At 39.4% G+C, this 22,188-nt stretch carries 19 protein-coding genes and 1 other RNA gene; 1 reads left to right on the plus strand and 19 read right to left on the minus strand.

The window, feature by feature from the left end:
• Nucleotides 1-40 precede the first annotated feature (40 nt).
• The 10 genes from DB41_RS12115 to DB41_RS06665 form a co-directional block, all read right to left on the minus strand.
• Nucleotides 41-1,936 carry a leucine-rich repeat domain-containing protein gene (locus tag DB41_RS12115; protein WP_052243972.1) on the minus strand — a complete coding sequence of 632 codons (1,896 nt, stop codon included), beginning with the start codon at nucleotides 1,934-1,936 and terminating at the stop codon, nucleotides 41-43.
• Nucleotides 1,937-2,358: 422 nt separating this feature from the next.
• Nucleotides 2,359-4,734, minus strand: coding sequence for a leucine-rich repeat domain-containing protein (locus DB41_RS10815; RefSeq protein WP_052243973.1), 2,376 nt, complete (start codon nucleotides 4,732-4,734; stop codon nucleotides 2,359-2,361).
• 258 nt (nucleotides 4,735-4,992) lie between these two features.
• Nucleotides 4,993-6,621, minus strand: a complete 1,629-nt coding sequence (locus DB41_RS06635) for an IS1634 family transposase (RefSeq protein ID WP_039385724.1) — start codon at nucleotides 6,619-6,621, stop codon at nucleotides 4,993-4,995.
• Between the two features lie 405 nt (nucleotides 6,622-7,026).
• Entirely contained in the window at nucleotides 7,027-8,169 is a 1,143-nt protein-coding gene (locus tag DB41_RS06640) for a cysteine desulfurase family protein (protein ID WP_039385822.1), read from the minus strand.
• Nucleotides 8,153-8,920 (minus strand): Stp1/IreP family PP2C-type Ser/Thr phosphatase, encoded by a 768-nt coding sequence (locus DB41_RS06645; protein ID WP_238578453.1) that lies wholly within the window; start codon nucleotides 8,918-8,920, stop codon nucleotides 8,153-8,155. Before DB41_RS06645 ends, DB41_RS06640 begins: the two co-directional genes overlap by 17 nt.
• 188 nt (nucleotides 8,921-9,108) lie before the next feature.
• On the minus strand, nucleotides 9,109-10,377 hold the full coding sequence (locus DB41_RS06650) for a serpin family protein (RefSeq protein ID WP_039385728.1): 1,269 nt from the start codon (nucleotides 10,375-10,377) through the stop codon (nucleotides 9,109-9,111).
• The gene (locus DB41_RS10820) at nucleotides 10,377-11,267 is read right to left on the minus strand and encodes a CPBP family intramembrane glutamic endopeptidase (protein ID WP_162180927.1); all 891 of its coding nucleotides are present in this window, start codon (nucleotides 11,265-11,267) and stop codon (nucleotides 10,377-10,379) included. The genes DB41_RS06650 and DB41_RS10820 overlap by 1 nt, the downstream gene beginning before the upstream one ends.
• Before the next feature lie 77 nt (nucleotides 11,268-11,344).
• Nucleotides 11,345-11,959 carry a hypothetical protein gene (locus tag DB41_RS06660; protein ID WP_039385729.1) on the minus strand — a complete coding sequence of 205 codons (615 nt, stop codon included), beginning with the start codon at nucleotides 11,957-11,959 and terminating at the stop codon, nucleotides 11,345-11,347.
• Between the two features lie 293 nt (nucleotides 11,960-12,252).
• Nucleotides 12,253-12,351, minus strand: an RNA gene (gene ffs / locus DB41_RS11305) — signal recognition particle sRNA small type.
• A gap of 15 nt (nucleotides 12,352-12,366) precedes the next feature.
• On the minus strand, nucleotides 12,367-13,032 hold the full coding sequence (locus DB41_RS06665; protein ID WP_080502438.1) for a MazG family protein: 666 nt from the start codon (nucleotides 13,030-13,032) through the stop codon (nucleotides 12,367-12,369).
• Nucleotides 13,033-13,342: 310 nt separating this feature from the next.
• On the opposite strand from DB41_RS06665, the gene DB41_RS06670 reads away from it, so the two are divergent.
• Nucleotides 13,343-13,807, plus strand: a complete 465-nt coding sequence (locus tag DB41_RS06670) for an NUDIX hydrolase (protein ID WP_039385731.1) — start codon at nucleotides 13,343-13,345, stop codon at nucleotides 13,805-13,807.
• Nucleotides 13,808-14,583: 776 nt separating this feature from the next.
• Here the strand turns inward: DB41_RS06670 and DB41_RS06675 are convergent.
• The 9 genes from DB41_RS06675 to DB41_RS06715 form a co-directional block, all read right to left on the minus strand.
• Entirely contained in the window at nucleotides 14,584-15,909 is a 1,326-nt protein-coding gene (locus DB41_RS06675; protein WP_039385733.1) for a hypothetical protein, read from the minus strand.
• A gap of 92 nt (nucleotides 15,910-16,001) precedes the next feature.
• Nucleotides 16,002-16,799 (minus strand): glycosyltransferase family 9 protein, encoded by a 798-nt coding sequence (locus tag DB41_RS06680; protein ID WP_080502439.1) that lies wholly within the window; start codon nucleotides 16,797-16,799, stop codon nucleotides 16,002-16,004.
• A complete protein-coding gene (locus tag DB41_RS06685) occupies nucleotides 16,738-17,070 on the minus strand; it encodes a hypothetical protein (RefSeq protein ID WP_039385737.1) in 333 nt (110 codons plus the stop codon). The genes DB41_RS06680 and DB41_RS06685 overlap by 62 nt, the downstream gene beginning before the upstream one ends.
• Entirely contained in the window at nucleotides 17,067-17,942 is an 876-nt protein-coding gene (locus DB41_RS06690; protein WP_039385738.1) for an RluA family pseudouridine synthase, read from the minus strand. The genes DB41_RS06685 and DB41_RS06690 overlap by 4 nt, the downstream gene beginning before the upstream one ends.
• Nucleotides 17,943-18,033: 91 nt before the next feature.
• The gene (pheS, locus tag DB41_RS06695; protein ID WP_039385740.1) at nucleotides 18,034-19,062 is read right to left on the minus strand and encodes a phenylalanine--tRNA ligase subunit alpha; all 1,029 of its coding nucleotides are present in this window, start codon (nucleotides 19,060-19,062) and stop codon (nucleotides 18,034-18,036) included.
• A gap of 83 nt (nucleotides 19,063-19,145) precedes the next feature.
• Nucleotides 19,146-19,502, minus strand: coding sequence for a 50S ribosomal protein L20 (rplT, locus tag DB41_RS06700; RefSeq protein ID WP_039385742.1), 357 nt, complete (start codon nucleotides 19,500-19,502; stop codon nucleotides 19,146-19,148).
• Between the two features lie 96 nt (nucleotides 19,503-19,598).
• Nucleotides 19,599-19,793 (minus strand): 50S ribosomal protein L35, encoded by a 195-nt coding sequence (gene rpmI, locus DB41_RS06705; protein ID WP_039385743.1) that lies wholly within the window; start codon nucleotides 19,791-19,793, stop codon nucleotides 19,599-19,601.
• A 33-nt stretch (nucleotides 19,794-19,826) separates the two neighbouring features.
• Nucleotides 19,827-20,405 carry a translation initiation factor IF-3 gene (infC, locus tag DB41_RS06710; RefSeq protein ID WP_368730546.1) on the minus strand — a complete coding sequence of 193 codons (579 nt, stop codon included), beginning with the start codon at nucleotides 20,403-20,405 and terminating at the stop codon, nucleotides 19,827-19,829.
• Nucleotides 20,406-20,485: 80 nt separating this feature from the next.
• Nucleotides 20,486-22,186 carry a threonine--tRNA ligase gene (locus DB41_RS06715; protein ID WP_162180928.1) on the minus strand — a complete coding sequence of 567 codons (1,701 nt, stop codon included), beginning with the start codon at nucleotides 22,184-22,186 and terminating at the stop codon, nucleotides 20,486-20,488.
• Nucleotides 22,187-22,188 lie beyond the last annotated feature (2 nt).

The raw sequence follows: 22,188 nt of genomic DNA on the forward strand, positions 1-22,188 counted from the left end.
AAAAAATAAACCAAAGATAATCCCCTCTTCATAATGCCGTCTAAAGAGGATTGCCCTCAATATTAAGTATTACCTCTGGAAGGTGAGGGATAACGGTTAGCTGGTTATTGCTTAAGTCAAGTGCCATCCAAGAAAACTCCCCGATGGATGCAGGAATAGTCGTTAGCTGGTTGTTACTTAAGTCTAGGCTCGTCAGCTGGGAAAGTTGCCCTATCTCGGCAGGAATAATAGTTAGCTGGTTATTACTTAAGTCAAGCGATTGCAGCTGAGAGAGTTGACCTATCTCTGCAGGAATAATGGTTAGCTGGTTATCTCCTAAGTGAAGCATATGCAGATGAGAAAGCTGACCTATCTCTGCAGGAATAATGGTTAACTGGTTAAAGCCTAAAGCAAGCCCTTGCAGCTTAGTAAGCTGCCCTATCTCAGCAGGAATAGCGGTTAGCTGGTTATCGCCTAAGTTAAGCACTTCTAGCTTAGTAAGCTGCCCTATCTCAGCAGGAATAGCGGTTAGCTGGTTGTTATGTAACCAAAGCGATTGCAGCTGAGAAAGCTGACCTATTTCTGGAGAAAGAGTAGTTAACTGATTATTACTTAAGTTAAGCCATTCCAATTGAGAAAGCTGCCAAATCTCTGGCGGTAAAATGGTCAAATCTAACTCATCATCTAAGTCCAGTTTGATAATGTTTTTACCTTGCTCTTCTATCCACTGCGTTAACAGTTCTCCTTTTTTCTTTAAAGGTAAAGCTTTAATCTGTGTTTGATTTAAGTACTCTGTCCCTCCAGGTAGCTTTTGCCAGATTAAGAGGCGGTTAATATTTAGTAGATAGGAGGAATAATTAGAAAGAGTGAAGGCCTTGCTTTCCTTAGCATTTCCAACAAATTCTAAAGGAGAAAGAGAAGCGGCTAAGGTAAAAAGCTTTTGAAAGATGTAGGGTACTTTCGCTTCAATAGAAAGAGTAGACTCAATTTCGTAAATTTTATCTAAAATGCCAGCTTGTGCTATGAAATCCCCTCTTCCCTCAGGAAAATGAACCTGCATAATAGCGTTGTAAAGCGAGGCCATGGAAATAGGAGTAGTAGATGGAGGAGCAAAAGGCTGAATCCCTTTAGAAGAGATAGGAGAAGAAGAAATAGAAGACTGAGGAGCGACTGGGACAAGAGAGAAAGAGTCTGAGTGAATTTGGCGCAGTTTTTCAGCCACAAACTGCCTAACCTTTTTATTTTCTCCTAGTAATTTTTCAGTCCATTTATAGCTTACTTTTTCTTTCTCATTTAACTCTTCACTCTCCTGGTTCATCAGCTCTTCGACTTGATTCTCTAATATCTTCTTTAATATAGAGTTTTCTTGAATAGAAGGCTCTTCTAACAGATTGAATATAAGTTCAGTATAGCGTTCTTTAGAAGACTCTGTAGAAGATAGGCTTTTTTCTTTAACTTTATCTTTACTATGAAAAGAAGGCGGAAAAGGAGGGAGCGGCTGTGAAGGTAAAGATGCTTCTGAGGAACGTTTAAGGCAAAATTCAAGATAGGCTTGGGCTTTTTCATACGTAGGAGTTAATTGCAAAGCTTGCAGTAAAGCTTCTATAGCAGTTGCATGCTCTCCTTTTTCAGCAAGTTCTTTACCACGTAAGAAATGTCCTACAGCTTCTTCACTAGGCTCATGCTTAATTTCTTCTAAGGGATGAGATTCAGCCGTTTCAGCTAGGTGCCTCACCGTGTAGTTAGGCGCATGCCTTTCAATAAGCCTTCTATCTAGAGGACAAAGTTTATTGCGCGCCAAGCATTGGATGACGGTATCTTCGTTAAAGGTATGACCACAAGGAAACAAAGTAACTGCTCGAGTCATCAACTCTCCTGAAACCGCATCTTCTATATTCTCTGAAACTGTAGTGCGGAAAGTTACCTGAGTGCTAGAAGTTGAAGATGAAGGGATCATAATAAGCTCCTTAAAGTTTTGAGGGTAAGCTATAACTTTAGGTGCAGATGTAAACTGTCTTTTTAAGGATCTACCTTACCTTTTTGTCAGGAACTTACTCTTTTTCCTCTTTATTAATCAATTTTTATTTTAAGAGAAAAGAAAGAAAAACCTTGTTGGTATTATATAAAAGGTTTAGCTGTTTCCCTTATTCTTCTATTAATTATCTTCTCATCCCTTTAGATTAGCCTCTCAAAGTTTTTGATCTCAAACCTTTCATTTTATAGCCTGCATAACATGCTAAAAGGCTTGAAAGGAAAAGTTTTTGCTAATTATAGGCTACCTATCTGAAACCTTGGCCCAAAGGCTAGGAAAGATAGATTCCCGTTTATTCACCAAAGCAAACAAGCGTACAAAAGATAGGATTGCCTTCATAACGCCATCTAAAGGGGATTACCATCAATCTTGAGTGATCTTAGCTTAGGAAGATGAGGAATAACGGTTAGCCGGTTGCTGCTTAAGTCAAGCGTTTGCAGCTGAGAAAGCTGCCCTATCTCTGTAGGCAGAGTGGCTAGCTGATTATTACTTAAGTCAAGCGTTTGTAGCTGAGAAAGCTGCCCTATCTCTGTAGGCAGAGTGGCTAGCTGATTATTACTTAAGTCAAGAGTTTTCAGCTGCGATAGCTGCCATATCTCTGCAGGAAGAGCAGTTAACTGGTTGTTATGTAAGTAAAGCTCTCTCAGCTGAGAAAGTTGCCCAATGGCTGCAGCTGCAGGAACAGCGGTTAGCAGGTTGCTATCTAACCTAAACATTTGCAGCCGAGAAAGCTGCCCGATTTCCGCAGGAAGAGCAGTTAACTGGTTGTTATGTAAGTGAAGCTCTCTCAGCTGAGAAAGCTGCTCAATGGCTGCAGGAACAGCGGTTAGCAGGTTACTATCTAACCTAAACATTTGCAGCCGAGAAAGCTGCCCGATTTCCGCAGGAAGAGCAGCTAACTGGTTGTCATTTAAGCAAAGCACTTGCAGCTGAAAAAGCTGCCCGATAGATGTAGGAATAGCCGTTAACTGGTTGCCGTCTAAGGCAAGGCATCTCAGCTTAGAAAGCTGCCCCACCTCAGTAGGAATAGCAGTTAGCTGGTTGCGATTTAACCAAAGCTCTTGCAGCTGAGAAAGCTGCCCTATCTCAGCGGGAAGAGCGGTTAGCTGGTTGATGCTTAAGTCAAGCGTTTGTAGCTGAGAAAGCTGCCCTATCTCTGCAGGAATAGCATTTAACTGGTTGTTATGTAAGTAAAGCGTTTGCAGCTGAGAAAACTGTCCTATCCCAGCAGGAATAACGGTTAACTTGTTGAAGTTTAAGTAAAGCGTTTGCAGCTGAGAAAGGTGTCCAATCTCCGCAGGAATAGAGGTTAGCTGATTATTGTCTAACCAAAGCATTCGCAGCTTAGTAAGCTGCCGCAGGAATGCAGGAAGAGAGGTTAGCTGGTTGCCATATAAAGAAAGCGCTTGCAGCTTAGTAAGCTGCCCTATTTCTGGCGGTAAAGACGTCAAGCCTGACATAGATAAGTTTAGATTGGCGATATTTTTACCATGCTCTTCTATCCACTGCGCTAACAGCTCTCCTTTTTTCTTTAAAGGTAGAGCTTTAATATGCGCTTGGTTTAAATACTGTATTCCTCCGGGTAACTTTTGCCAGAGTAAGAGACGGTTAATATTCAGCAGATAGGAGGAATAATTAGAAAGGGTCAAGACCTTGCTTTCTTTAGGATTTTCTTCAAATTCTGTAGGAGAAAGAGAAACGGCTAAGGTAAAGAGCTTTTGAAAGATATAAGGCACTTTTTTTTCCATAGAAAGAGTAGGCTCAATTCCATAAATCTTATCTAAAATACCAGCTTGTGTTATGGAATCGCCGTTTCCCTCAGGAAAATGAACTTGGAGGATGGCGTTGTAAAGCGAGACTATGGAAATAGGATTGATGGATGGAGAAGAGAGAGCTTGAATTTTAGTAGCCGAGGTCGTAGATGAAGAGAAGATAGAAATAGAAGGTTGAGGAGCAATTGTGGCAAGAGAGGAAGAGGTTGGGTGGATTTGGCGCAGTTTTTCAACGGCAAATTGGCTAACCTTTTTATTGTCTCCTAATAATTTTTCCGCCCATTTATAGCTTGTCTTTTCTTGCTCGGTCAGCTCTTCACTTTCCTGATTTATCAATTCTTCCACTTGATTTTCTAGTATTCTCTTTAAAATAGAGTGTTCTTGAATGGAGGGTTCTCCTAAAAGATTGAGTAAGAGTTCTGTATAGCGCTCTTTTGAAGAAAGACTTTTTTCTTGGCCTTTATCTTTATCCTGAAAAGAAAGAGGGAGTGGTTGTGAAGATGAAGAAGCTTCTGAAGAGCGCTTAAGGCAAAATTCAAGATAGGCTTGGGCCTTTTCATAAGTAGGAGCTAATTGCAAAGCTTGGAGTAAAGCTTCTATAGCAGTGGCATGCTCTCCTTGTTCAGCAAGTTCTTTACCTCGTAAGAAATGTCCTACAGCTTCTTGGCTAGGCTCATGCTTAGATTCTTCTAATGGATGAGATTCAGCTGTTTCGGCCAGGTGCCTCACCGTGTAATTGGGTGCATGCCTTTCAATAAGCCTTCTATCTAGAGGACAAAGCTTATTGCGCGCTAAGCATTGGATGACGGTATCTTCGTTAAAGGTATGACCACAAGGAAACAAAGTAACTGCCCGAGTCATCAGCTCACCTGAAACCGCATCTTCTATATTCTCTGAGACTGTAGTGCGGAAAGTTACCTGGTTGCTAGAAGTAGAAGGTGAAGGAATCATAATAAGCTCCTTAAATTTTTAGGATAAGTGATTGCCTTAAGTGCTGGTGTAACCTGCTCCTTAAGGTCGTGTCTTACCTTTTTTCCATTAACTTATTCTTTTTCTTTTTTTCTAAGCAATTCTTATTATAAGAGATCAAAAAATTTATGTTTCATAAGAGCTTGGGCGGTTGTTCATACCTCTTATATTTTTTTATACTTTCTATAAAGAAAGACATGGAGAAAAATTTCTTAGGAAGTAAGATATAACTGTGATTTCTCACCACATTTCTGAATAATAGAATTTTTGGTAAGGAGGCCCTAAGCATCTAAGGATAATTCTATGGCGTTCTTTCAGATTGGTAATTTGCAATCTTTTATGATCAATAAAGACCATATGTAGGCCTAGGAAACAGAAAAACACCCAGCGTATTGTTGGCTTTTGCGTAGGTTTTTTAAGTTGATTTAAGAAGTTTTCACCATTTTCTCGCAATTTTTCTCGAATTTCATATTCAAGCGTAGAATAGACCAAAAGGCACAAAGTCATTACCATTAAAAGAGCTTCTATCCTTTCTGGCTTTTTTAGAAAGAAAGAAGAGACCAGGAAATCAGGACTTTTCAAAAACCTAAACCCTCTTTCTACACTTTGCTGTGCTTTATATGTTTTTAACACTTCCTGAGCAGGAAAAGCGGTCATATCCATGTCATTAGTCGCTAAGATGATGAAAAATCCTTTAATTTTTTCTAACTCTGCCTTGTTAAGCAAAGAGCAAGCTACTGTTCCTTCTAGGCGATAGCTAAGTATAGAAGGTGCTTGCCCAGATTTGGGTCGACCAGATTTAGCATGCTTTTGAGTTGCTATAATTTGAGGTTCTATAATCTGTATATATTTAAGTTTTTTTACAAACTTATCTAATTGGCGCTTAGCATCGTTTGGGCATGAAAACTCTTGCTGCATGAGCTTAATAAAGACTTTGGTTTCTTTTTCACTGCCCTTAAGATAATGCTTGGCTACAGTATGGCATTCTCTTTGATAGGCCGCTTGGCTAAAGATGGCTACCCATCTTTGTTCAACACCGGCATAGCAAGAGGTACTTTCAAAAGCTCGATAGCCTTCTGCTATCTCTATCGTCTTGTCGTAAGGTACTTCAAACATAAGTTCTTTAGCCTCTTTGATTTGCATGGGCACACGCGTGACAAATAAGCTTTGTTCTTCTTTAAAAGCTTGTAAGGTGGCTGACGTATAAAGAGCACTATCTCCTACTATATAACGATTCTCTACGGCTTGCCGAAAGCTTTTAAGATGTTCGGCAACAATTTGTGTAAAGGCTGTTTTATCGCTGCTATTGCCATCGGCCACTTGCATGTATAAAGGGATATTGCCTTCATTGGAAGTGATGAGTTGCAAAACGGCTTGATTTAAATCAGGCCTGTGGTCTCTACTGTAGCCTTGCACTAGACGAATGCATGCTTCTCCTTGTTCTAATAGGCTCTCATAGTTGCCAACTACATGAAAACTTGTTGCATCTAACTGTAAACTTTTTACTTGGATACCAAGCACTTTGATCGTATGCAAAGCTATTTTAGTAAAAAGCTCGGTCACTCCCAATTCAAATAGCTTATCCAGCGCTCTCCCTAAGACATTATCATCAATTTGCTCGGGAATGACTGGTGTACCTAGCAAATGATCGATGGGTTTGTCTTCAAAGTATTCAGAATACATGTGAAGCGTCCGACTTACAAATCCCAATCCATTTAAGATCATGCATTTAATAGCTTGCCCATAGGTTAGATGCTTATTTTTCGCCTGATCACCTACTGTTTGATCAATAAGGTCAACTAACCCTATCTCCTCACACATTCCAGCTATCAACCCTAAATGATCGACGTTTTGCGTATCTATTTGCATAGCTTTTAGTCGTTTAGCTTAAACCCTTAAAGAAAACATCTTACTCGATTAGTCTTCAAAATTCCTAATTATTTTTTTTGCTGAGGAATGTAAGATATAAATTTATCTTGAAAAAAGAAACTTCTTGTTTCTCAGTAAAGGAAAACAAAGGTATTCTTGGATGGCCACGGAAATTTAAGTGAAATAAAACAAAAATTTAATGCAAAGAGAAAGTTTAAGCTTTCTAGGATGTCCAAAATATTTTAAAGCGCTCTAAGAGCTAAAGAGAAATTTTTATAAGGCAGGGCCCCTGGCAACATTTTATACGCTATAAAAAACTATTAATCGACCTCTTCTAGAAAGAACTTCAGCAATTTTTTCCATGTATGTCTGGCTTATTTGCAAGCCTCTATTCTTAAAGATAGCTTATAAAGCCTTTAGTTTGGCTACCAAATTCACAATTATATTAATTGCACGATCTATTTCTTCTTGAGTGACATACCGGCTTAAAGAAAAGCGAATCGACTCTCTTACTCTTTTTAAAGGAATCCCCATGTTAAGAAGAATACGTGAAGGCTCCATGGCTCCTGAGGCACAGGCAGATCCGTGGCTAGCAGCTATTCCTGCCATATCTAAAGCCGCTAACAATGTTTCTCCATCTATCCCGTCAAAAGCTAGGTTGACCGTATTGCAAACTCTGTCTCCCTCTCCATTCACGTGCACTGCCTCGCCTAAATGCCTTTTTAAAGACTCTTCGAAATAGATCCTTAACTTTAACATCTTTTCAGAAGCTTCCGGTAAAGTTTGGGCCAGTATTTGTATGGCTGCAGCCATTCCAGCAATATCGGCCAGATTTTCAGTCCCTCCGCGACGGTTATATTCTTGCAGCCCTCCGTGCAATAAGGGAAGTAATTTTTGGGAAGATTTTAGATAAATAAATCCACAGCCTTTAGGAGCATGAATTTTGTGTCCACTGAAAGACATTGCTGACACACCCGCAGGGATTTCCAATGGCTCTTTACCAAGCAAAGCTACGCCATCTACAAAAAAAGGGATATTTGCCTCTTCTGCTATCTTGGCAATAGCTTTGATATCTGTTTTTACTCCTGTTTCATTATTTGCTCCTATTAAAGCAATCAATCGGGTATGGGGACAAATAGCAGCAGCTACAGCTTTTGGCAGAACAGCTCCATGCAAACCTGCCGCAAGAGATGTAACCTCAATTCCTTGATGATGCAATAAATCCATCACGCTATGCACACAGGCATGTTCAACGTTAGAGGTCACTATATGCCCTTGAGTTAACGCACCTAGGATACCACGAATGGCCATATTTGCCCCTTCTGTGCCTCCAGAAGTAAAAACAATCTCTTGAGGACGTACTTTAAGATAGCTAGCAATAGTCTGGCGTGCTTGGCTTAAAACCTGACGGGCTTCACGGCCAAAAGAATGAGGACTAGAAGGATTTCCCGGATAGGTGCGTAAGACTTCGGTCATTACGTGGATGACGTGAGGATCCACACACGTGCTGGCGTTGTTATCTAAATAAATTCTATTCACGCGTTTCATCAATTTTAACAATCACTAAAGTGATATTATCATGCCCACCTTTTTCATTAGCTTTGGCAACTAGAATGCGAGCAGCGACTTCAATATTTTGAACGCTGTTGAGCACGGATTCAATTTCTTTTGTGCTCAGCATATCGGTAAGGCCATCTGAACACATCAGGTAAATGTCATTTTTAGCTACATCGCTAATATGCACAGAAGGCTCCACCGATTTTTCTGTGCCTACCGCTTTAGTGATAATGTTTTTATAAATAAATTTATCTTTACTTCGTTCATTCACTTGACCTAAGTCCACTAATTCCCTTAGCAAAGAATGATCTTTAGTTAATTGTCGAAGACGAGCGTTATGTAAACGATAAATTCTACTGTCCCCTACGTGAGCATAAATAATACCCTGCGGATGGCAGAGTAAGCAGCATAGGGTGGTTCCCATTCCCCGCCACTCCTTTTCAGCTTTACTCAGCTCATAGACAGTATGATTGGCATGTTCGATAGATAGCTGAATAAGGCCATGAGCTTCATCAATTGAGAGCGAAGGGCCTGCGATAGCAAGTGTTTGTTGCAAGTGCTCACAAAGAGCCTTAGCTGCCTCACGAGCAGCTACTTCCCCTGCACGATGCCCCCCCATTCCATCTGTTAAAACTACAAAGTCCAACTCATGCACATGCGTCCAAAAATCTTCATTATTTGAGCGTACAAGGCCTTTGTCTGAGATACCGTAAACAGAGACCTTATAATACTTTAGGTTCATAAACATAGAATTTTTGAGGAAAGGCCTTACTAATCAGCTGCAGTTTAATGAAGAAATCATAATCCATTACAGAATTTTTTACTAGATGGGAGTAGAGAGAAAGAAAACAAGCCAAATTTGTGAGTCTTACCCTCTATCAAAATTGCTTAGGCGCTTGATAGAGGGTAAGTTTTATAACGAGTTAGTAGCTAACTTTTATTAGGATCGGTTACCCTTCCCATAAAGAGGATAGTACCTGTCTTTTTCTCATAAATCATATAAATAAAAGGATGGTCTACTTGAAAAATTACAGGAGCTTTCGGCTCCAAAATTGAAGTAACATTCATGCTAATGGAGGTAGCTGCTGCTACTTCGCTACCATTCTCATCCATAGATAGATAGACTTTATGTAAAACATTTCCAATCTTTAACCCTTTAAATTCACTTATCTTTGAAAAATTAGCTTGCTCACTAAAAGGCGTGTGCATCCCCATCTTTTCTAAGATATCTTTTAGATTGCTAGATTGGAGAACTTTAAATTTAGGAATCGTTATAAGGACCTTAGTATTTTCTAAATTTTTTCTCCATTCCTCTAGCTTTCTTACCGTTAACCCTTTTTCTACTTCCCTCAAGGCCTCTTTTTGATGAGGTAAAATAATCATCATAGAAAATTCAGGGCCTTCTTTTCGCGAAAGAATGTAAGGAAGTTCTACAACGGTTGCTTCCGGGGTATCTAAATAAGGAAGATAAGCTGTTTGAGTCATGGATAAAGCTGTCTGAACGACTCCATCCTCTGTAAAGAAAGGTTGTTGAGTAGTTAAATGGGGATCAAAGGGGTTCTTCCATTTTGCTTTCAAATAGAGAGCACTCACTAGAACCATGCGGGTTGATGAATCTATGGCTTGGGAATGCAAAATGTCAATGATCTTGCCAAAGGTATGATGCTTAACCCAAGCATTAATGGTAGCCCGTGCAGTTTCAGGTTGTCCTTTAAAGTCGATGACTCTAAATGTGCCATTAAAATATTTTTTCATATTTTCTTTGTAAGAAGGTAGTAACGGGAAATTGGTTTGAATCCACAAAGAATTAGCTACTCTGACGCGTATTTCATCAGAAGCACTGCTTGGATAAAAAGTAAAAAAATGGTTTAGCTCTGCTAAACCTTTTCCCAATTTATCAACAGAGGGAGGATAGTGAAGAGCAGCGGAGATTTCTTTATGGGTATTTTCATCAGCCCCGGTATAAGCCATGGCAAAAGAAGAAAAAATACTGTAGGGGGAAAAGCAAAGGTTATTCGTGGAGGGCAGCTGATTGTACATATCAACAGCAAACGCATTGGCCCCTTGAGAGACTAAAAGCCTTTCATTCAGCTCATCATGAGAGGTTTTTTCTTCCTCCGATTGTATAGGTAGGGAGAATAGACTTATCCATCCTAATACCACTAATTTAAACCAAGTTTTTGTAAAGATGTGCTTCATTAAACCCCTCTTTTTGTATAAAAAATTAGCATAATATTAACCGCATTGAAAATAGCATGTAAGCTAACAGATGCCCAAATAGATTGCTGCCGCTCGTAGATGAATCCTAGAAAGCAAGACAAGACAAAAAGCGAAGTGATTAATTCAACATTTCCCCAGCCCTGCAGGGAAGAAAAATGAAGGAGGGCAAAGATTAAGGAAGTCAATCCAATCGCTTGCTTGGAGGTCATATATTTTTTTAATCCATTTTGTAAAAAACCTCTAAAAAGCAATTCTTCGATGATAGGGACGATAAATATAATGCATACACTTAAAGTCATTAGCAGAGGTAGAGAAGAGGTTGCCATCCTAATCTGCTGCACAGCTACTTGCTCGATTTCAACATTTTGGTAGGTGAGCATTAACAAAAGAGCAATAAATTGACCTGTTGCGATGACTAAAGGATAACTTAACACCCCACTTAGGCAAGCAATAAAAAAATCTTGTAGTTTATAAAGGCTGCCCTTTGAAGCACATGCTCCTAGAATTATCTCTTGGTTTCCTTTAGATAAAGAAAAGTAATAAACACCTATTCCTATGCCTGTTACAAAAATAGCGTAGATGGTGTACCACCCTTGTATTTCTGGAGTAAGAGATGAAGGAGAAAAGGGCTCTTCGTGGGGATAAAAAAAAGTCCACAACTTAAAAGAGGCGGGAACGAGTAGAATTTGCAAAAGAAAAAAAATAGCAAAAGGACAACTCCATACCTTTACAGCTAGCGCTTGCTTGGATTCAGGCAATCTTCTACTGGAGCTAAAATAATCATTTTTCCAGGCCACTAACAAAAATATTATAAATATAAAGCTTGCGCTAGTGAAAATCTGTAACCGCTCAATCATCAATGCTTGCATGTTTTCCATTGCTTAAACTTAAGTTTATAAATTAAAAAGAGCAAGGCTTGCTTGATCCTCCCTCTCTCCTTTTTCATCTACAGAACGTGTAAGGCTACATTTTCTAAGCGTGTGATAAGATCTCTTACTAAACGCTCGCTTAATTTTTTGAAATAATACTTTTCTTTATCACTATCGCAGGCTGTAGGAGGGAGCAAAAGCTGCTCTGTCATAATCTCTTGTAGGACTACTGTCGGTTGCTCTCCACGTAGATCAATCATACGCACCTTTAGCTTCATAGTTAATAGATTTTTATTATGCAGATGAGGGGGCATGCACTTCACTTCTACCTCTCCATACCTATCTTTTCGATATTCTACAAGTTCAGTAGCTACTATTACATCAGCTCCCCCAAAATTTTTCACAAAAGAAAAATCGGGATCAAAAAAGGAAACTTTTTTTATCTTTTCTAATTGTCTTTCAACGCACTCTTGGGGATAAAGATATAAGCTTCCCCTTTCTCTTAATTGATGACGCGTTTGCTTTATAAGATAATCGACACTAGAGGATTTTTCCGTAGCATCAACAGTAGGCAATAATACCACTCGCGGTTTGGCTTTACCATCATCATGCATGGGATAAAAATCTCCATAGCGTGAAGCACAAGAAATAGCAAGTAAACAGATTATTAAAGATAATATAATTTTGTTCATTAATTCCGCCTCAAATAGTACATAAAAATCTGTTATTAATAAGGAAAGGGTTTTATAGTTTTAAATTTTATCAAAAAGATTATTATCTTTCTACAAAAATTTTAACATCAAAGCGCTAGCAGCCAAGCATGAGAAGAATAAATAAAGGAATATATTTTTCCCACCTCATTCTCTAGAATGAAGAAAGGTAAAAAGATAATGACCTTATACGTTACAAGAAAAAAGGTGTTAGAAAGATAGCTTACTTAGAAAGCATACCATCGTTTAACTTTAAGAAGAATTTAATTAAAAAGAGTGCCGGAGATTATCTCAAGGCATAAACATTATCCTTAAGGCTGCTACATTCCTGTCCTGACCTGGTTCGAACTATTTCATTCCACAAGGTCCCCGGCAGCTATAAGGATAGCTTATTCCTCGTTATTTATAAATGCTTTTTTTTCAAAAAGTTGAAAATCTTTTTCTAAATGAGCGAGAGTTTTTCTTAAAGCATGCTCAGCATCTAGACCCTGTTTTTGAGCTACTCCTACCAAGAAAAGAAGATGTTTACCTAATTCATTTTCATTATGGATACAAGAAAGATCACCGGCGGGTAGATCTTTTAAATATCCAAAATTTTTTATTTTTTTAAGAACTTTTTGAGCGCGTGATAAAGCAGGCAAACACTTAGAAATACCATCCAAGACGCTTTTGCGCGTATCTTTACCTTTTTCACGCTTTTTTATTTCTTCCCACTGATGGGAAAGCTCTTGAGATGTATTTATCTTTTTTCCCTCGCCAAAAACATGCGGGTGGCGTCGGATTAATTTCTCATTAAGCTCGTTAAGCACGGCACCAAAAGTAAAACGCTTCTCTTTTTCTGCTATCTTGCACAGAAAAACAGCATTAAAAAAAAGATCCCCTAGCTCTTCTTGAATATGGCTATTGTTGCCTAAATCTATCGCTTCAATGACTTCACAGCTTTCTTCTAAGACTGAAGGTCTTAGCGAATGTAACGTTTGCGCTTGGTCCCAAGGGCATCCTTCAGGCGCTAGCAAACGCTCAATAATTTCTATCAGTTGATTAAATTCTTGCATAGCCACTTTAAGTTTAGATGATTAAATAAATAATCGAGGATTACAGGTTCATGGAGGCCTTATTAAGGAATTTTATCTTTTATCCTTTGGCTCTTTCCTGCTAAAAACAGCTTAAAAGCCAGCCATTCACTAGACAAGATAGGCCAAAACACAATTAAACATTCCTTTAGCTACCCTATAAATAAAATTCCACCTTTAGGTTTATAGCCTTAATAAGCCTCTTCATTTATAAACTAAGGTGATGTAAAAAAACTAGAATAATCCTTCCGCAAGTGATAGGGTAGAAGGTTAAAATTTTAGATAAGGTTATATGGAAAAACAATGCACCGCCACCGCTTATATTTTTGATAATGAAAAAGTCTTACTCATTTTTCACCGGAAATTAAGTAAATGGTTGCCGCCTGGAGGGCATATGTATCCTCACGAAACTCCCCCTATGGCAGCCAAACGAGAGGTTAAAGAAGAAACGGGTCTTGAGGTTGAGATTATTCTTCAAGAAAATATATGGATTGAGCGGTGGAATGCGCATAGTTTTGAACGTCCCTATCTATGCTTATTAGAAGAAATTCCTCCTTTCGGAGATCAACCTGCCCATCAACATGTTGATTTTATTTATATTACCCGCCCCATAGGAGGCGAGATCAAAGAAAATCCTTGCGAGACTAATGGGATACGCTGGTTTACCCTAGAAGAGATAGAAGCTTTAAACCCTGACGAAGAGATTTTTGTGGAAACCCAGCAAACGCTTCGCCATCTTTTCTTAAGAGGCTTTTAAAAAATGTGCCCCTCAAGGAAGTCCTCGAAAAAAGTAATATGCTTTCGAGCAGCCCTTTATATAATCCTATTTCATTCTTATTACCTGCTCGCTTCCACAGAAAGTCCTAGCAAAACTCTCCCTTAAAAAAATAAAAAAATTTATAAAGGGAAGGTAAAGATATCCAAAGAAGGATTCATTCATGCCAGTCAGCCCCGCTATTGGCCGCCCTAGACCTTTCAACGAAATGCATAAAGTTCATATTCTTGTACTCTCTGTCCCACATATAAAGATAAACCCATGAAGCTAAGCACTCATTTTATTGCAAAAATTAGTGTTAAGGATACTTTATTAAGGTGAGAAAGCTAGCAAGCTGGCAGAAGTAAACCTTAAGGGAACTTAAAATCTATAGAGATAGGGCTTTAAGATGGCAAGCTTAAAAAGCTAGAGACCTAGTCCTCACTAAGAGAGAGATAGGCTTCTAGCTTTGTATCAATTCTCATACTTTTTAGCTAAGCTTATCCATTAATTTCTTCTTTTAAAAATCCACCAAAAACAGGCTAACAGCCATTGGCCAATTTTAACAAAAGGGGCCGCTAAAAACTTGAAAAGCTTTGTGACTGATGATTCTTGCTTAACTTCAGCCATTTTCCCTTTATCCTTTACCTTTTGAGCTGTGTCTAATTTTGCTTCTACACTTTCTTCAAGAGCAGCTCTTAAGGGGGAAGCTTGAATAGATGGCCTTACTCCTGCTCTGCCCTTTTGAGAAGTTATGTCAGGTGCTGTAAAAGCCTCTTTTAACGCTCCTTTCTCTCCTTTAATAGTGCTAAGGGCAGAAAGAGGAATGTTAGAGGTAGCTGGCTGAATCCCCTCTTTACCTTTTTTTCTGTTAGTTGCATGCGTTCAAGCAGAGATAAAGGGCCTCTGCCAAAGTTTTTAGCTGCCTTTTGCTCTCCTTCATTTTTTTTAGATGGGTTTAATTTTTCAAACTCCTCTAAGCTTGCAGCTAATGCTTCTGCTAGGGCTTTTTCTTCATCATAGCTTTCAGGGGTAAGATGATTTTCTTCCCGTGTGGGTGCCCTTTCCACACTAGGCTCTTCTCTAGCCCTTTCTTCTTCGGCATCCATTGCTGCTATTACAGCTAATAAGTCTGCTAGGTCTTTTTCTTCTTTTTGATGAATGCCATCTTGCAAGGGAGGAGTAGCTTGCCCTTCGTGTATGTTAGAAGGAGGGAGTAGACTTTGAATAGACAGTTGATGTCGCTCGCCATATAATCGATCAAACTCTCTTTCTTTATCAGCAATCTCTTCCTCAAGCGCTAGAATTTTATAGGCATTTTCATTCAAAGTTTTCTTCACCTCTGAGGCTAGCAGTTGATTGCCTGCAGGCAAATCACTTAGCATTTCAATATTATGAATATTGGCTTGATGAAGGTAGGAAATGTTTTCAGGCTCGAAAATCCCCCAGTCCACCCCGGCGAGAAATTCGCGCATGCTAGCTTGCTCTGCTTTGGAAAGGTTTTTTTTATTGAGATCGTTGAGGGTACGCAAGATTTTAATTATATGCGCTTGATGCTGCCAAAGAAGAGGATTTTCCTCTTTTAAAATGAATGCATCAAGTTTCTCAATCAAAGGCGATAAGTAGATAAAGGAAGGGCCTTCTATATCCTCAAGAATTGCTTGGTTAGCTTTTAATAGGGCAAAACGCTCATTTTTGCTTTGAGCTATTTTCTCTTGTAGCCATGGCTTTTTATAAGCGGGGCTTTTTTTAAAGGCTTTTTCTTCCCCGCTGATAAAAGCTTCCCGCTCGGAATGATTGATTTTATCAAATAATTTTTTTAATCGCTTAGTTGTATCCTGATTTTTATCATCTATTTTAGAAGCTAGATAAGCGACGGCCTGCTCAACTTTTGTCTCTCTATCTGAGCAATTTCTATCGAATAAGCGCTGTATAGCCTCTCGTAAGCGCCCTTCAAGGGTAAGCGTCTTATCAATTTTAAGGCGATTAAAGATTGCAATAGCATTCCTTAGCTTTGCTCGCCCTCCATTAGGTCGAATATCTTTATAAAAGCTATATAAAAGCTCTCTTCCCTTTTCCGCCCCTTTGTCTACATTAAAGCTCATCAAGCCCCTCCTAAAATTATCTATGAATTAATCTGATGAATAGACAATAGCAATCTTTCTTAAAGATTTTATTAAAGCTTAAAATAGCCCTTTTAATTTTTTAACTGCGAATAAAAATGGGCAAACTGCTGAAACAAATATTTTCCTGATAATCCGCGAATACACAATCCCGTAGGACAAGACCTTAATACAGGGCAGCGCCTTTCAAAAGTCCGTCCATAAGGGCACTCCCCTTGTATAGCTTCATGTAGGCTACCTTTAGGCTTATATTTACGAGCAGAAGAAGCTCCAAATACACTAAAAGAAGGTGTCCCCGACATTCCAGCTAGATGTAAAGGCAAGGAATCCATCGCAATGACAGCATCTATCCGACTCATTAAATTTTGTAAAACCGCAAGAGAGACTTTATCCAAAAGGCTTACGTTTGTCAACAGGGCAGCCTGAAGCTTTTGGGCTATGGCTAATTCCTCAGCATTTCCCCATACTAAAATAAGAGAAACTTTCAGGTTGCTAGAAATTTCATATAAAAAGCTTTCTAGGGCTTCATAAGAAAGCCTTTTATTTCTCCAAGCAGAGCCTGCACAGACTAAAATCTTTGGCCCCGGCAGCTCTTTTATCTTGTTCCAAAGAAGATCAAAAACGCCTTTTTGTTCCTCACTTAAATTTAAAATTAATTTTTCTTCTTTCAAGGGAGAATAACATTGAAAATAGTGCTGAGCCAGATATACATTTTCGTCACGCACATTTAACCCCTTGGGAGGATCGAAATGATGATGGGTTACCCACCGGTTAGGCCACTCATGGAGAGATTTAGCTCCAAACCCTATTTTATGAGCACTTCTTGCTAAAAAAAGTAGCAATGGCAGACTTAGTGTTACCTTGCAGGTCAATCACAGCAGCATATTCTTGCTGTTGTAGGGCTGAGCGAAAGCTTAATATACTGCTCCATGTTTTTAAGCTAAAAAGCTTTTTTCGCCAACTTTTTGTATCTATTTCAATGGCGCGTTCAACTAAGGGATGGCTTTTAACAATTTCGGCAAAGCTCTTTTCCACTACCCAATCCACTTTAATCTCCGGAAATTGTTGATGGAGAAAAGTAAGGACCGGAAAGCCATGGATAATATCCCCTAGTGAAGAAGTTTTAACGATCAATATTCTCATAACACCTGCGCCATGGCTTGCTGAAAATCTAAAGGAATAGGAGCCTGAAAGTGCATTTTGCGTAGAAGAGTGGGATGAATAAAGGATAGTTCATAAGCATGTAGAAGACAACGCGGGCTATGATAAGAACAATGAAAGAGCTTCCCATACTGCCGATCCCCCAAAATAGGGTGTCCCATTTCACTCATGTGCACGCGGATTTGGTGAGTGCGGCCTGTGCGCGGGTAGCAGTGCACTAAAGAGGCTTTGGGGCCTTTTTTCTGAACTTTCCACGCTGTAAGGGCATGATGGCCCTCAGCGGAAGGGACAGCTCCCCATAATGACTGTCCTAGATAATCATGAAGTTTACCTAAATAGTTGTTAATATTTCCTGCTTCTTGCCTAGTAATTCCATCAATAAGAGCTAAGTAAACTTTATCGATCTCCTGCTTTTTAAAGGCAGCCACCATTTTTTCGCGAAACACCTTACCTTGAGTGAACATTAACAGTCCGGTCGTATCCCGATCTAGCCGATGTAAAAGCTCCCACCTTACATTATAAGCTTTTAAAGCTTCTGTTAATACTTGACCATCCGAGGCTACCCCTGCAGGCTTATTGTAGACAAGTAATTCTTTATCCTCATAGATAATCTGACTAGGTAAGAATTGGAAAGAAGAAAGAGGTTTTTTCTCTAAAATTCCTGCTGGCAAGGAAACTTTATCTCCTTTAGCAAGAACTGTGGAAGCAAAATGCTCGAGGCGATGATTCACATAACATCCCTTATATTCAATACTGCTCTTAATTTGGCGAGCAGAATAGCTTGAGCCTAGCTTGCCTTTAAGAAAATTGACCAGCTTTTGGCCACTTTCTGCTGTATCCACCATCCATTGCATAATTAAACCTTACAAAAAAGTCAAAAATAGGCTGAAAAATTTACTTTTAGCGTTTTTCTACAACTTCTTAAGTATCCTTTGTTAGAGAGGATTAAAAATGGGTGAATTGCTCTAAAAAACGTAGATCATTTTCTGTAAATAGACGAATATCTTTTACTCCATGTTTTAGTAAGACCATTCTTTCTACGCCTATTCCCCAAGCATATCCAGAATAGACTTCCGGGTCAATTCCTCCATTTTTTAATACTTCAGGATGCACCATTCCAGCCCCTGCAACTTCGAGCCAACCGGAGTGCTTACAGAGCTGGCATCCTTTTCCCTTGCAAGAAAGGCAGGAGATATCTACCTCTAAGCCTGGTTCAACAAAAGGAAAGTAACTTGGGCGATAACGAGTCTCAATTTCTCGTCGAAATAGTTGTTTAAAAAACTCTTGCATGGTAGCTAAAAGATCGGCAAAGGTCACACCTTTATCGATATATAGACCTTCCACCTGATGGAAGAAAACATGAGAACGAGCTGTAATCGTTTCATTGCGATAAGCTTTACCAGGAGTAATGATGCGAATAGGGGGCTGATGAGCCTCCATTACGCGCACTTGCACATTACTGGTATGAGTGCGCAGAAGAACATCAGGAGTGATATAAAAAGTATCTTGCATATCACGTGCTGGATGATCGGAGGAAAAATTAAGGGCTTCAAAGTTGTAATAATCGGTATCAATGTCAGGGCCATATTGTACAGAGAAGCCCATGCCTACTAAAATATCTAGGATACTATCTAAGGCTTGTGTAATTATATGCTTGCGTCCAAGAGGAGGTCGCCTGCCAGGTAAAGTAATGTCGATTTTTTCTTGAGCCAATTGCTGATCTTCTTCTTTAGCTATCAGCTGCTTTTCATGCTCCTCAATTTGATGCAAGACATCTTCTTTAAGTTCATTAATTTCCTTGCCAAAGGCGGGCCGCTGTTCAGGATTAACCTCTTTTAAGAATTTCATCAAATTTTGGATAAAGCCCTTTTTCCCTAAATACTTTATTTTCAAATTTTCTATCTCTGCCGTGGTTTTTACGGCAGCTATATCGGCAGTAAAGTCGCTATGAATGGCTTGAATGGAGCTATGCACAATCTTCCTCAAAAAATAAAATAAAAAAAATAGCAGAGTCACACTCGGCGGCTCTGCTAAAAATGTAGGAAATCAATACCTTGTTATACAAGGGCTTGTTTTGCATGACTCACCACGGCAGCAAAGCCTTGGGGATCACGAATAGCCATATCGGCTAACATTTTTCTATCTAAATCACATCGCGCTTTTTGCAAACCATGAATAAACTTGCTATAAGAAATTCCATGGATTTTCGCAGCGGCTCCAATTCGCATGATCCATAAGCTACGGAACTCGCGTTTTTTCTCTTTGCGATGGCGGTAATTATAGGCCAACGCTTTATTAACCGCATCACTTGTAAGACGCAAGTGGTTTTTTCGATCACCGAAAAACCCTTTAGCTCTCTTAAGTAGTCTTTTTTTGCGACGATGTGAAGCAACAGCATTGGTTACTCTAACCATAGCTTATCTCCACTGTTATTTGTCTAATTCTTTAATTATTAAAATATTAGATCGTTTCATTCATTTTTCTGACTTTTAGCTAGTCAGATCTATATTTTATACGCACATTAATCGTTTGTACGTTTTCAAGTGCGCATCATTAACTAACGCCGGTTTGGATAGCTGGCGTTTACGCTTAGGTGTTTTTTTATTCAAAATATGCCGCTTACCTGGACGCCCTCTTTTGAGCTTACCAGTTGCCGTCAATTTGAATCTGGCCGCAACAGCCTTTTTTGTTTTCATCTTAGGCACGTGAACTTCTCCCTACATATCTTTTCATTTTGCCTATGCGCTTTCTTCTTCCCTGGTAGGCTGGCTCTCATTCGAGAGGCCTTTCGCGCCTTCTTTTTTCTTCTTTCCACCAGGTGCTAATATGACAATGAGCATTCTTCCAAATAGCTTAGAAGGAGACTCTACAGTAGCGATTTCTTCAAGATCTTCGCACACTTTACGAAGAACCTTTTCTCCAATCTCTGGATGAGCCATCTCTCGCCCTCTAAACATGCATGTTAACTTGACTTTATTGCCTTTAGCAATAAAATCTCGAGCATGTCTAATCTTTGTCTCTAGGTCATGGATATCAATATTCGGCTTGACCTTAATTTCTTTTATTTTAACTTGATGTTGAGCTTTCTTGCTCTCTTTTTCCTTTTTCGTTTGATCGTAACGAAACTTGCCGTAGTTGATAATCTTACATACGGGTGGATTAGAACCTGCTGATATTTCTACCAAATCTAATCCATTTTCTTCAGCTCTAGCTAAGGCCTCATGCAAAGGGACTACACCAATTTGCTCACCAGTTTGCGTAATCAAACGAACGCGCGGAGCACGTATTTCTCTGTTAACTTTCAACCGAAATTCCACCCTCGTTATAGAAGCACAAAGATGTCACCTTGCACTTCTTAGTTTTTATTAGACCTCTTTCTTAAAGAGGTAGACTTCATTTAAGCTTTTAATTCGTTTTCTAATTTCAATTGCTCAAGAAATTTATCTAAAACTTCCTCTTGCACGCTTTCTTGCTGATATTTCTTAAATATAACGGTGCGATTTTCCTCTTCTTTATCCCCTATTCTTACAAGATAAGGAATTTTCTCATGGTGAGCGGCCTGAATTTTTAGCGCAGCACTGTGAGTAGAATCATCCATGCTCACACGGAAACCAGCTCTTCTTATCTCCTCAAATACCTGAATAGCATAATCGAGGTTTTTATTCATCTCCGGAATCACGCGTATCTGTTCAGGAGCAAGCCATAAAGGCAGGTTCCCGGCGTAGTGTTCAAGGAGAATAGCTGTTAAACGTTCAATTGAACCTAGTACTGCTTGACCTACCATGACCGGCACATGCATTTTGCCATCTTGCCCCGGATAGGATAAGCCCATCTTATCGGGATGGTACAAATCAATATAAATGCAAGAGCTTTTCCAATCGCGCCCCAGTATATCAGTGAATCGCGCCTCTATAGCAGGACCATAATAATCTTGCGGCTCTTTGTCAATCACATATTTAAAGCCGCTTACATCCAAGGCTCTGACTAAATTAGCTTGAGATTCCTCCCACTTTTTAGGAGTCTTCTTATACTTTGTGCTTTTAGCAATCAGATGCCATTGGATCTCAAATCCCATTATCTTAATAGTTTTATTAATGAATTGCAAGGAAGAAATGAGCACATCTAAAAGTTGCTCAGCAGAACAGAAAATATGAGACTGATCGGCATAAAAGGAACGCGACCTTAACATTCCCCACTGGTGGATCTCTTTCCCTTGATTGTAAAATTCAGCATATTCTGCGTAAGAGAGGGGCAGTTCTTGGTAAGAATGTGGCTTAGATTTGTAAAGAGAAGCATGCAAAGATGCTTTAGTCGCACATAAAGCATAATCTAATCCTTCGGCTTCAAAACGTAAAGTCAAAGGCTCTGTTGAATCGGCAAAAGGCTGCTTTAGCAACGCGGGAGTGGTTACCCATTGACATCCCTGCTGTTGATACTCGGCTTTCAACCAATTTAGCAATATTTCGCGAAGAAGAACTCCTTTAGGGTACCAGGTCCAGCAGCCCGGGCACGTCTCGTCCAGGATAGTAAATAGGTTCATCTGCTTGCCCAGTTGCCGATGATCGCATTGCTTGGCAATCTCTCTTTTCTTCAGAAATTGCTTAAGGCTATAGCTTTCAGGAAATACGGCCCCCTGGATGCGTGTTAATGAAAGATTAGGCCTACCAGTCAAGGAAACTTTAAAAGAACTTATCTCTAATAATTTAAAGACCCCCACCTGCTTAGTCGTCTCAACAAAAGGAGGCGTCACCCAATCGTAAAACTCACCCACTTGACAAACATGAACTAAGGTTTCTGCACAAGCTTTTAATAAAATAACTTTAAGGGATTGCCCCTGATGTTTAAACAGCTCGATAGCATTTTTGCGCATCATTTCCATGGGCTTGAAGGACAGGCTTTGACGCATAAAGTCACGCATGCGCTCTTCGATATACAAGAATTGCTCGTGAGTAATAGCTTCGGGAAGAAAAAAATCGTAGTAGAAGCCCACATCCGTGGCCTCTCCTTGGAATAGCTGTGCTTTTGGAAAAAGGCTACACATAGCAAGCGCTAATAACTCTGCAGCAGATTGTCTTAGAGTTTTTAGCGAATTAGTCATAA

The sequence above is a fragment of the Neochlamydia sp. TUME1 genome (assembly GCF_000813645.1).
In the GTDB taxonomy this organism is placed as follows: Bacteria; Chlamydiota; Chlamydiia; order Chlamydiales; family Parachlamydiaceae; genus Neochlamydia.

What these genes read in the sequence shown, in the direction of transcription:
- DB41_RS12115 (WP_052243972.1), bottom strand. Translation starts at nt 1,936, where the DNA reads ATGATCCCTTCATCTTCAACTTCTAGCACTCAGGTAACTTTCCGCACT.
- DB41_RS10820 (WP_162180927.1), bottom strand. Translation starts at nt 11,267, where the DNA reads ATGCAAGCATTGATGATTGAGCGGTTACAGATTTTCACTAGCGCAAGC.
- DB41_RS06640 (WP_039385822.1), bottom strand. Translation starts at nt 8,169, where the DNA reads ATGAAACGCGTGAATAGAATTTATTTAGATAACAACGCCAGCACGTGT.
- DB41_RS06675 (WP_039385733.1), bottom strand. Translation starts at nt 15,909, where the DNA reads ATGAGCTTTAATGTAGACAAAGGGGCGGAAAAGGGAAGAGAGCTTTTA.
- DB41_RS06685 (WP_039385737.1), bottom strand. Translation starts at nt 17,070, where the DNA reads ATGAGAATATTGATCGTTAAAACTTCTTCACTAGGGGATATTATCCAT.
- DB41_RS06690 (WP_039385738.1), bottom strand. Translation starts at nt 17,942, where the DNA reads ATGCAATGGATGGTGGATACAGCAGAAAGTGGCCAAAAGCTGGTCAAT.
- DB41_RS06665 (WP_080502438.1), bottom strand. Translation starts at nt 13,032, where the DNA reads ATGCAAGAATTTAATCAACTGATAGAAATTATTGAGCGTTTGCTAGCG.
- DB41_RS06635 (WP_039385724.1), bottom strand. Translation starts at nt 6,621, where the DNA reads ATGCAAATAGATACGCAAAACGTCGATCATTTAGGGTTGATAGCTGGA.
- rplT (WP_039385742.1), bottom strand. Translation starts at nt 19,502, where the DNA reads ATGGTTAGAGTAACCAATGCTGTTGCTTCACATCGTCGCAAAAAAAGA.
- DB41_RS06715 (WP_162180928.1), bottom strand. Translation starts at nt 22,186, where the DNA reads ATGACTAATTCGCTAAAAACTCTAAGACAATCTGCTGCAGAGTTATTA.
- DB41_RS06650 (WP_039385728.1), bottom strand. Translation starts at nt 10,377, where the DNA reads ATGAAGCACATCTTTACAAAAACTTGGTTTAAATTAGTGGTATTAGGA.
- DB41_RS06660 (WP_039385729.1), bottom strand. Translation starts at nt 11,959, where the DNA reads ATGAACAAAATTATATTATCTTTAATAATCTGTTTACTTGCTATTTCT.
- DB41_RS06645 (WP_238578453.1), bottom strand. Translation starts at nt 8,920, where the DNA reads ATGAACCTAAAGTATTATAAGGTCTCTGTTTACGGTATCTCAGACAAA.
- DB41_RS10815 (WP_052243973.1), bottom strand. Translation starts at nt 4,734, where the DNA reads ATGATTCCTTCACCTTCTACTTCTAGCAACCAGGTAACTTTCCGCACT.
- DB41_RS06670 (WP_039385731.1), top strand. Translation starts at nt 13,343, where the DNA reads ATGGAAAAACAATGCACCGCCACCGCTTATATTTTTGATAATGAAAAA.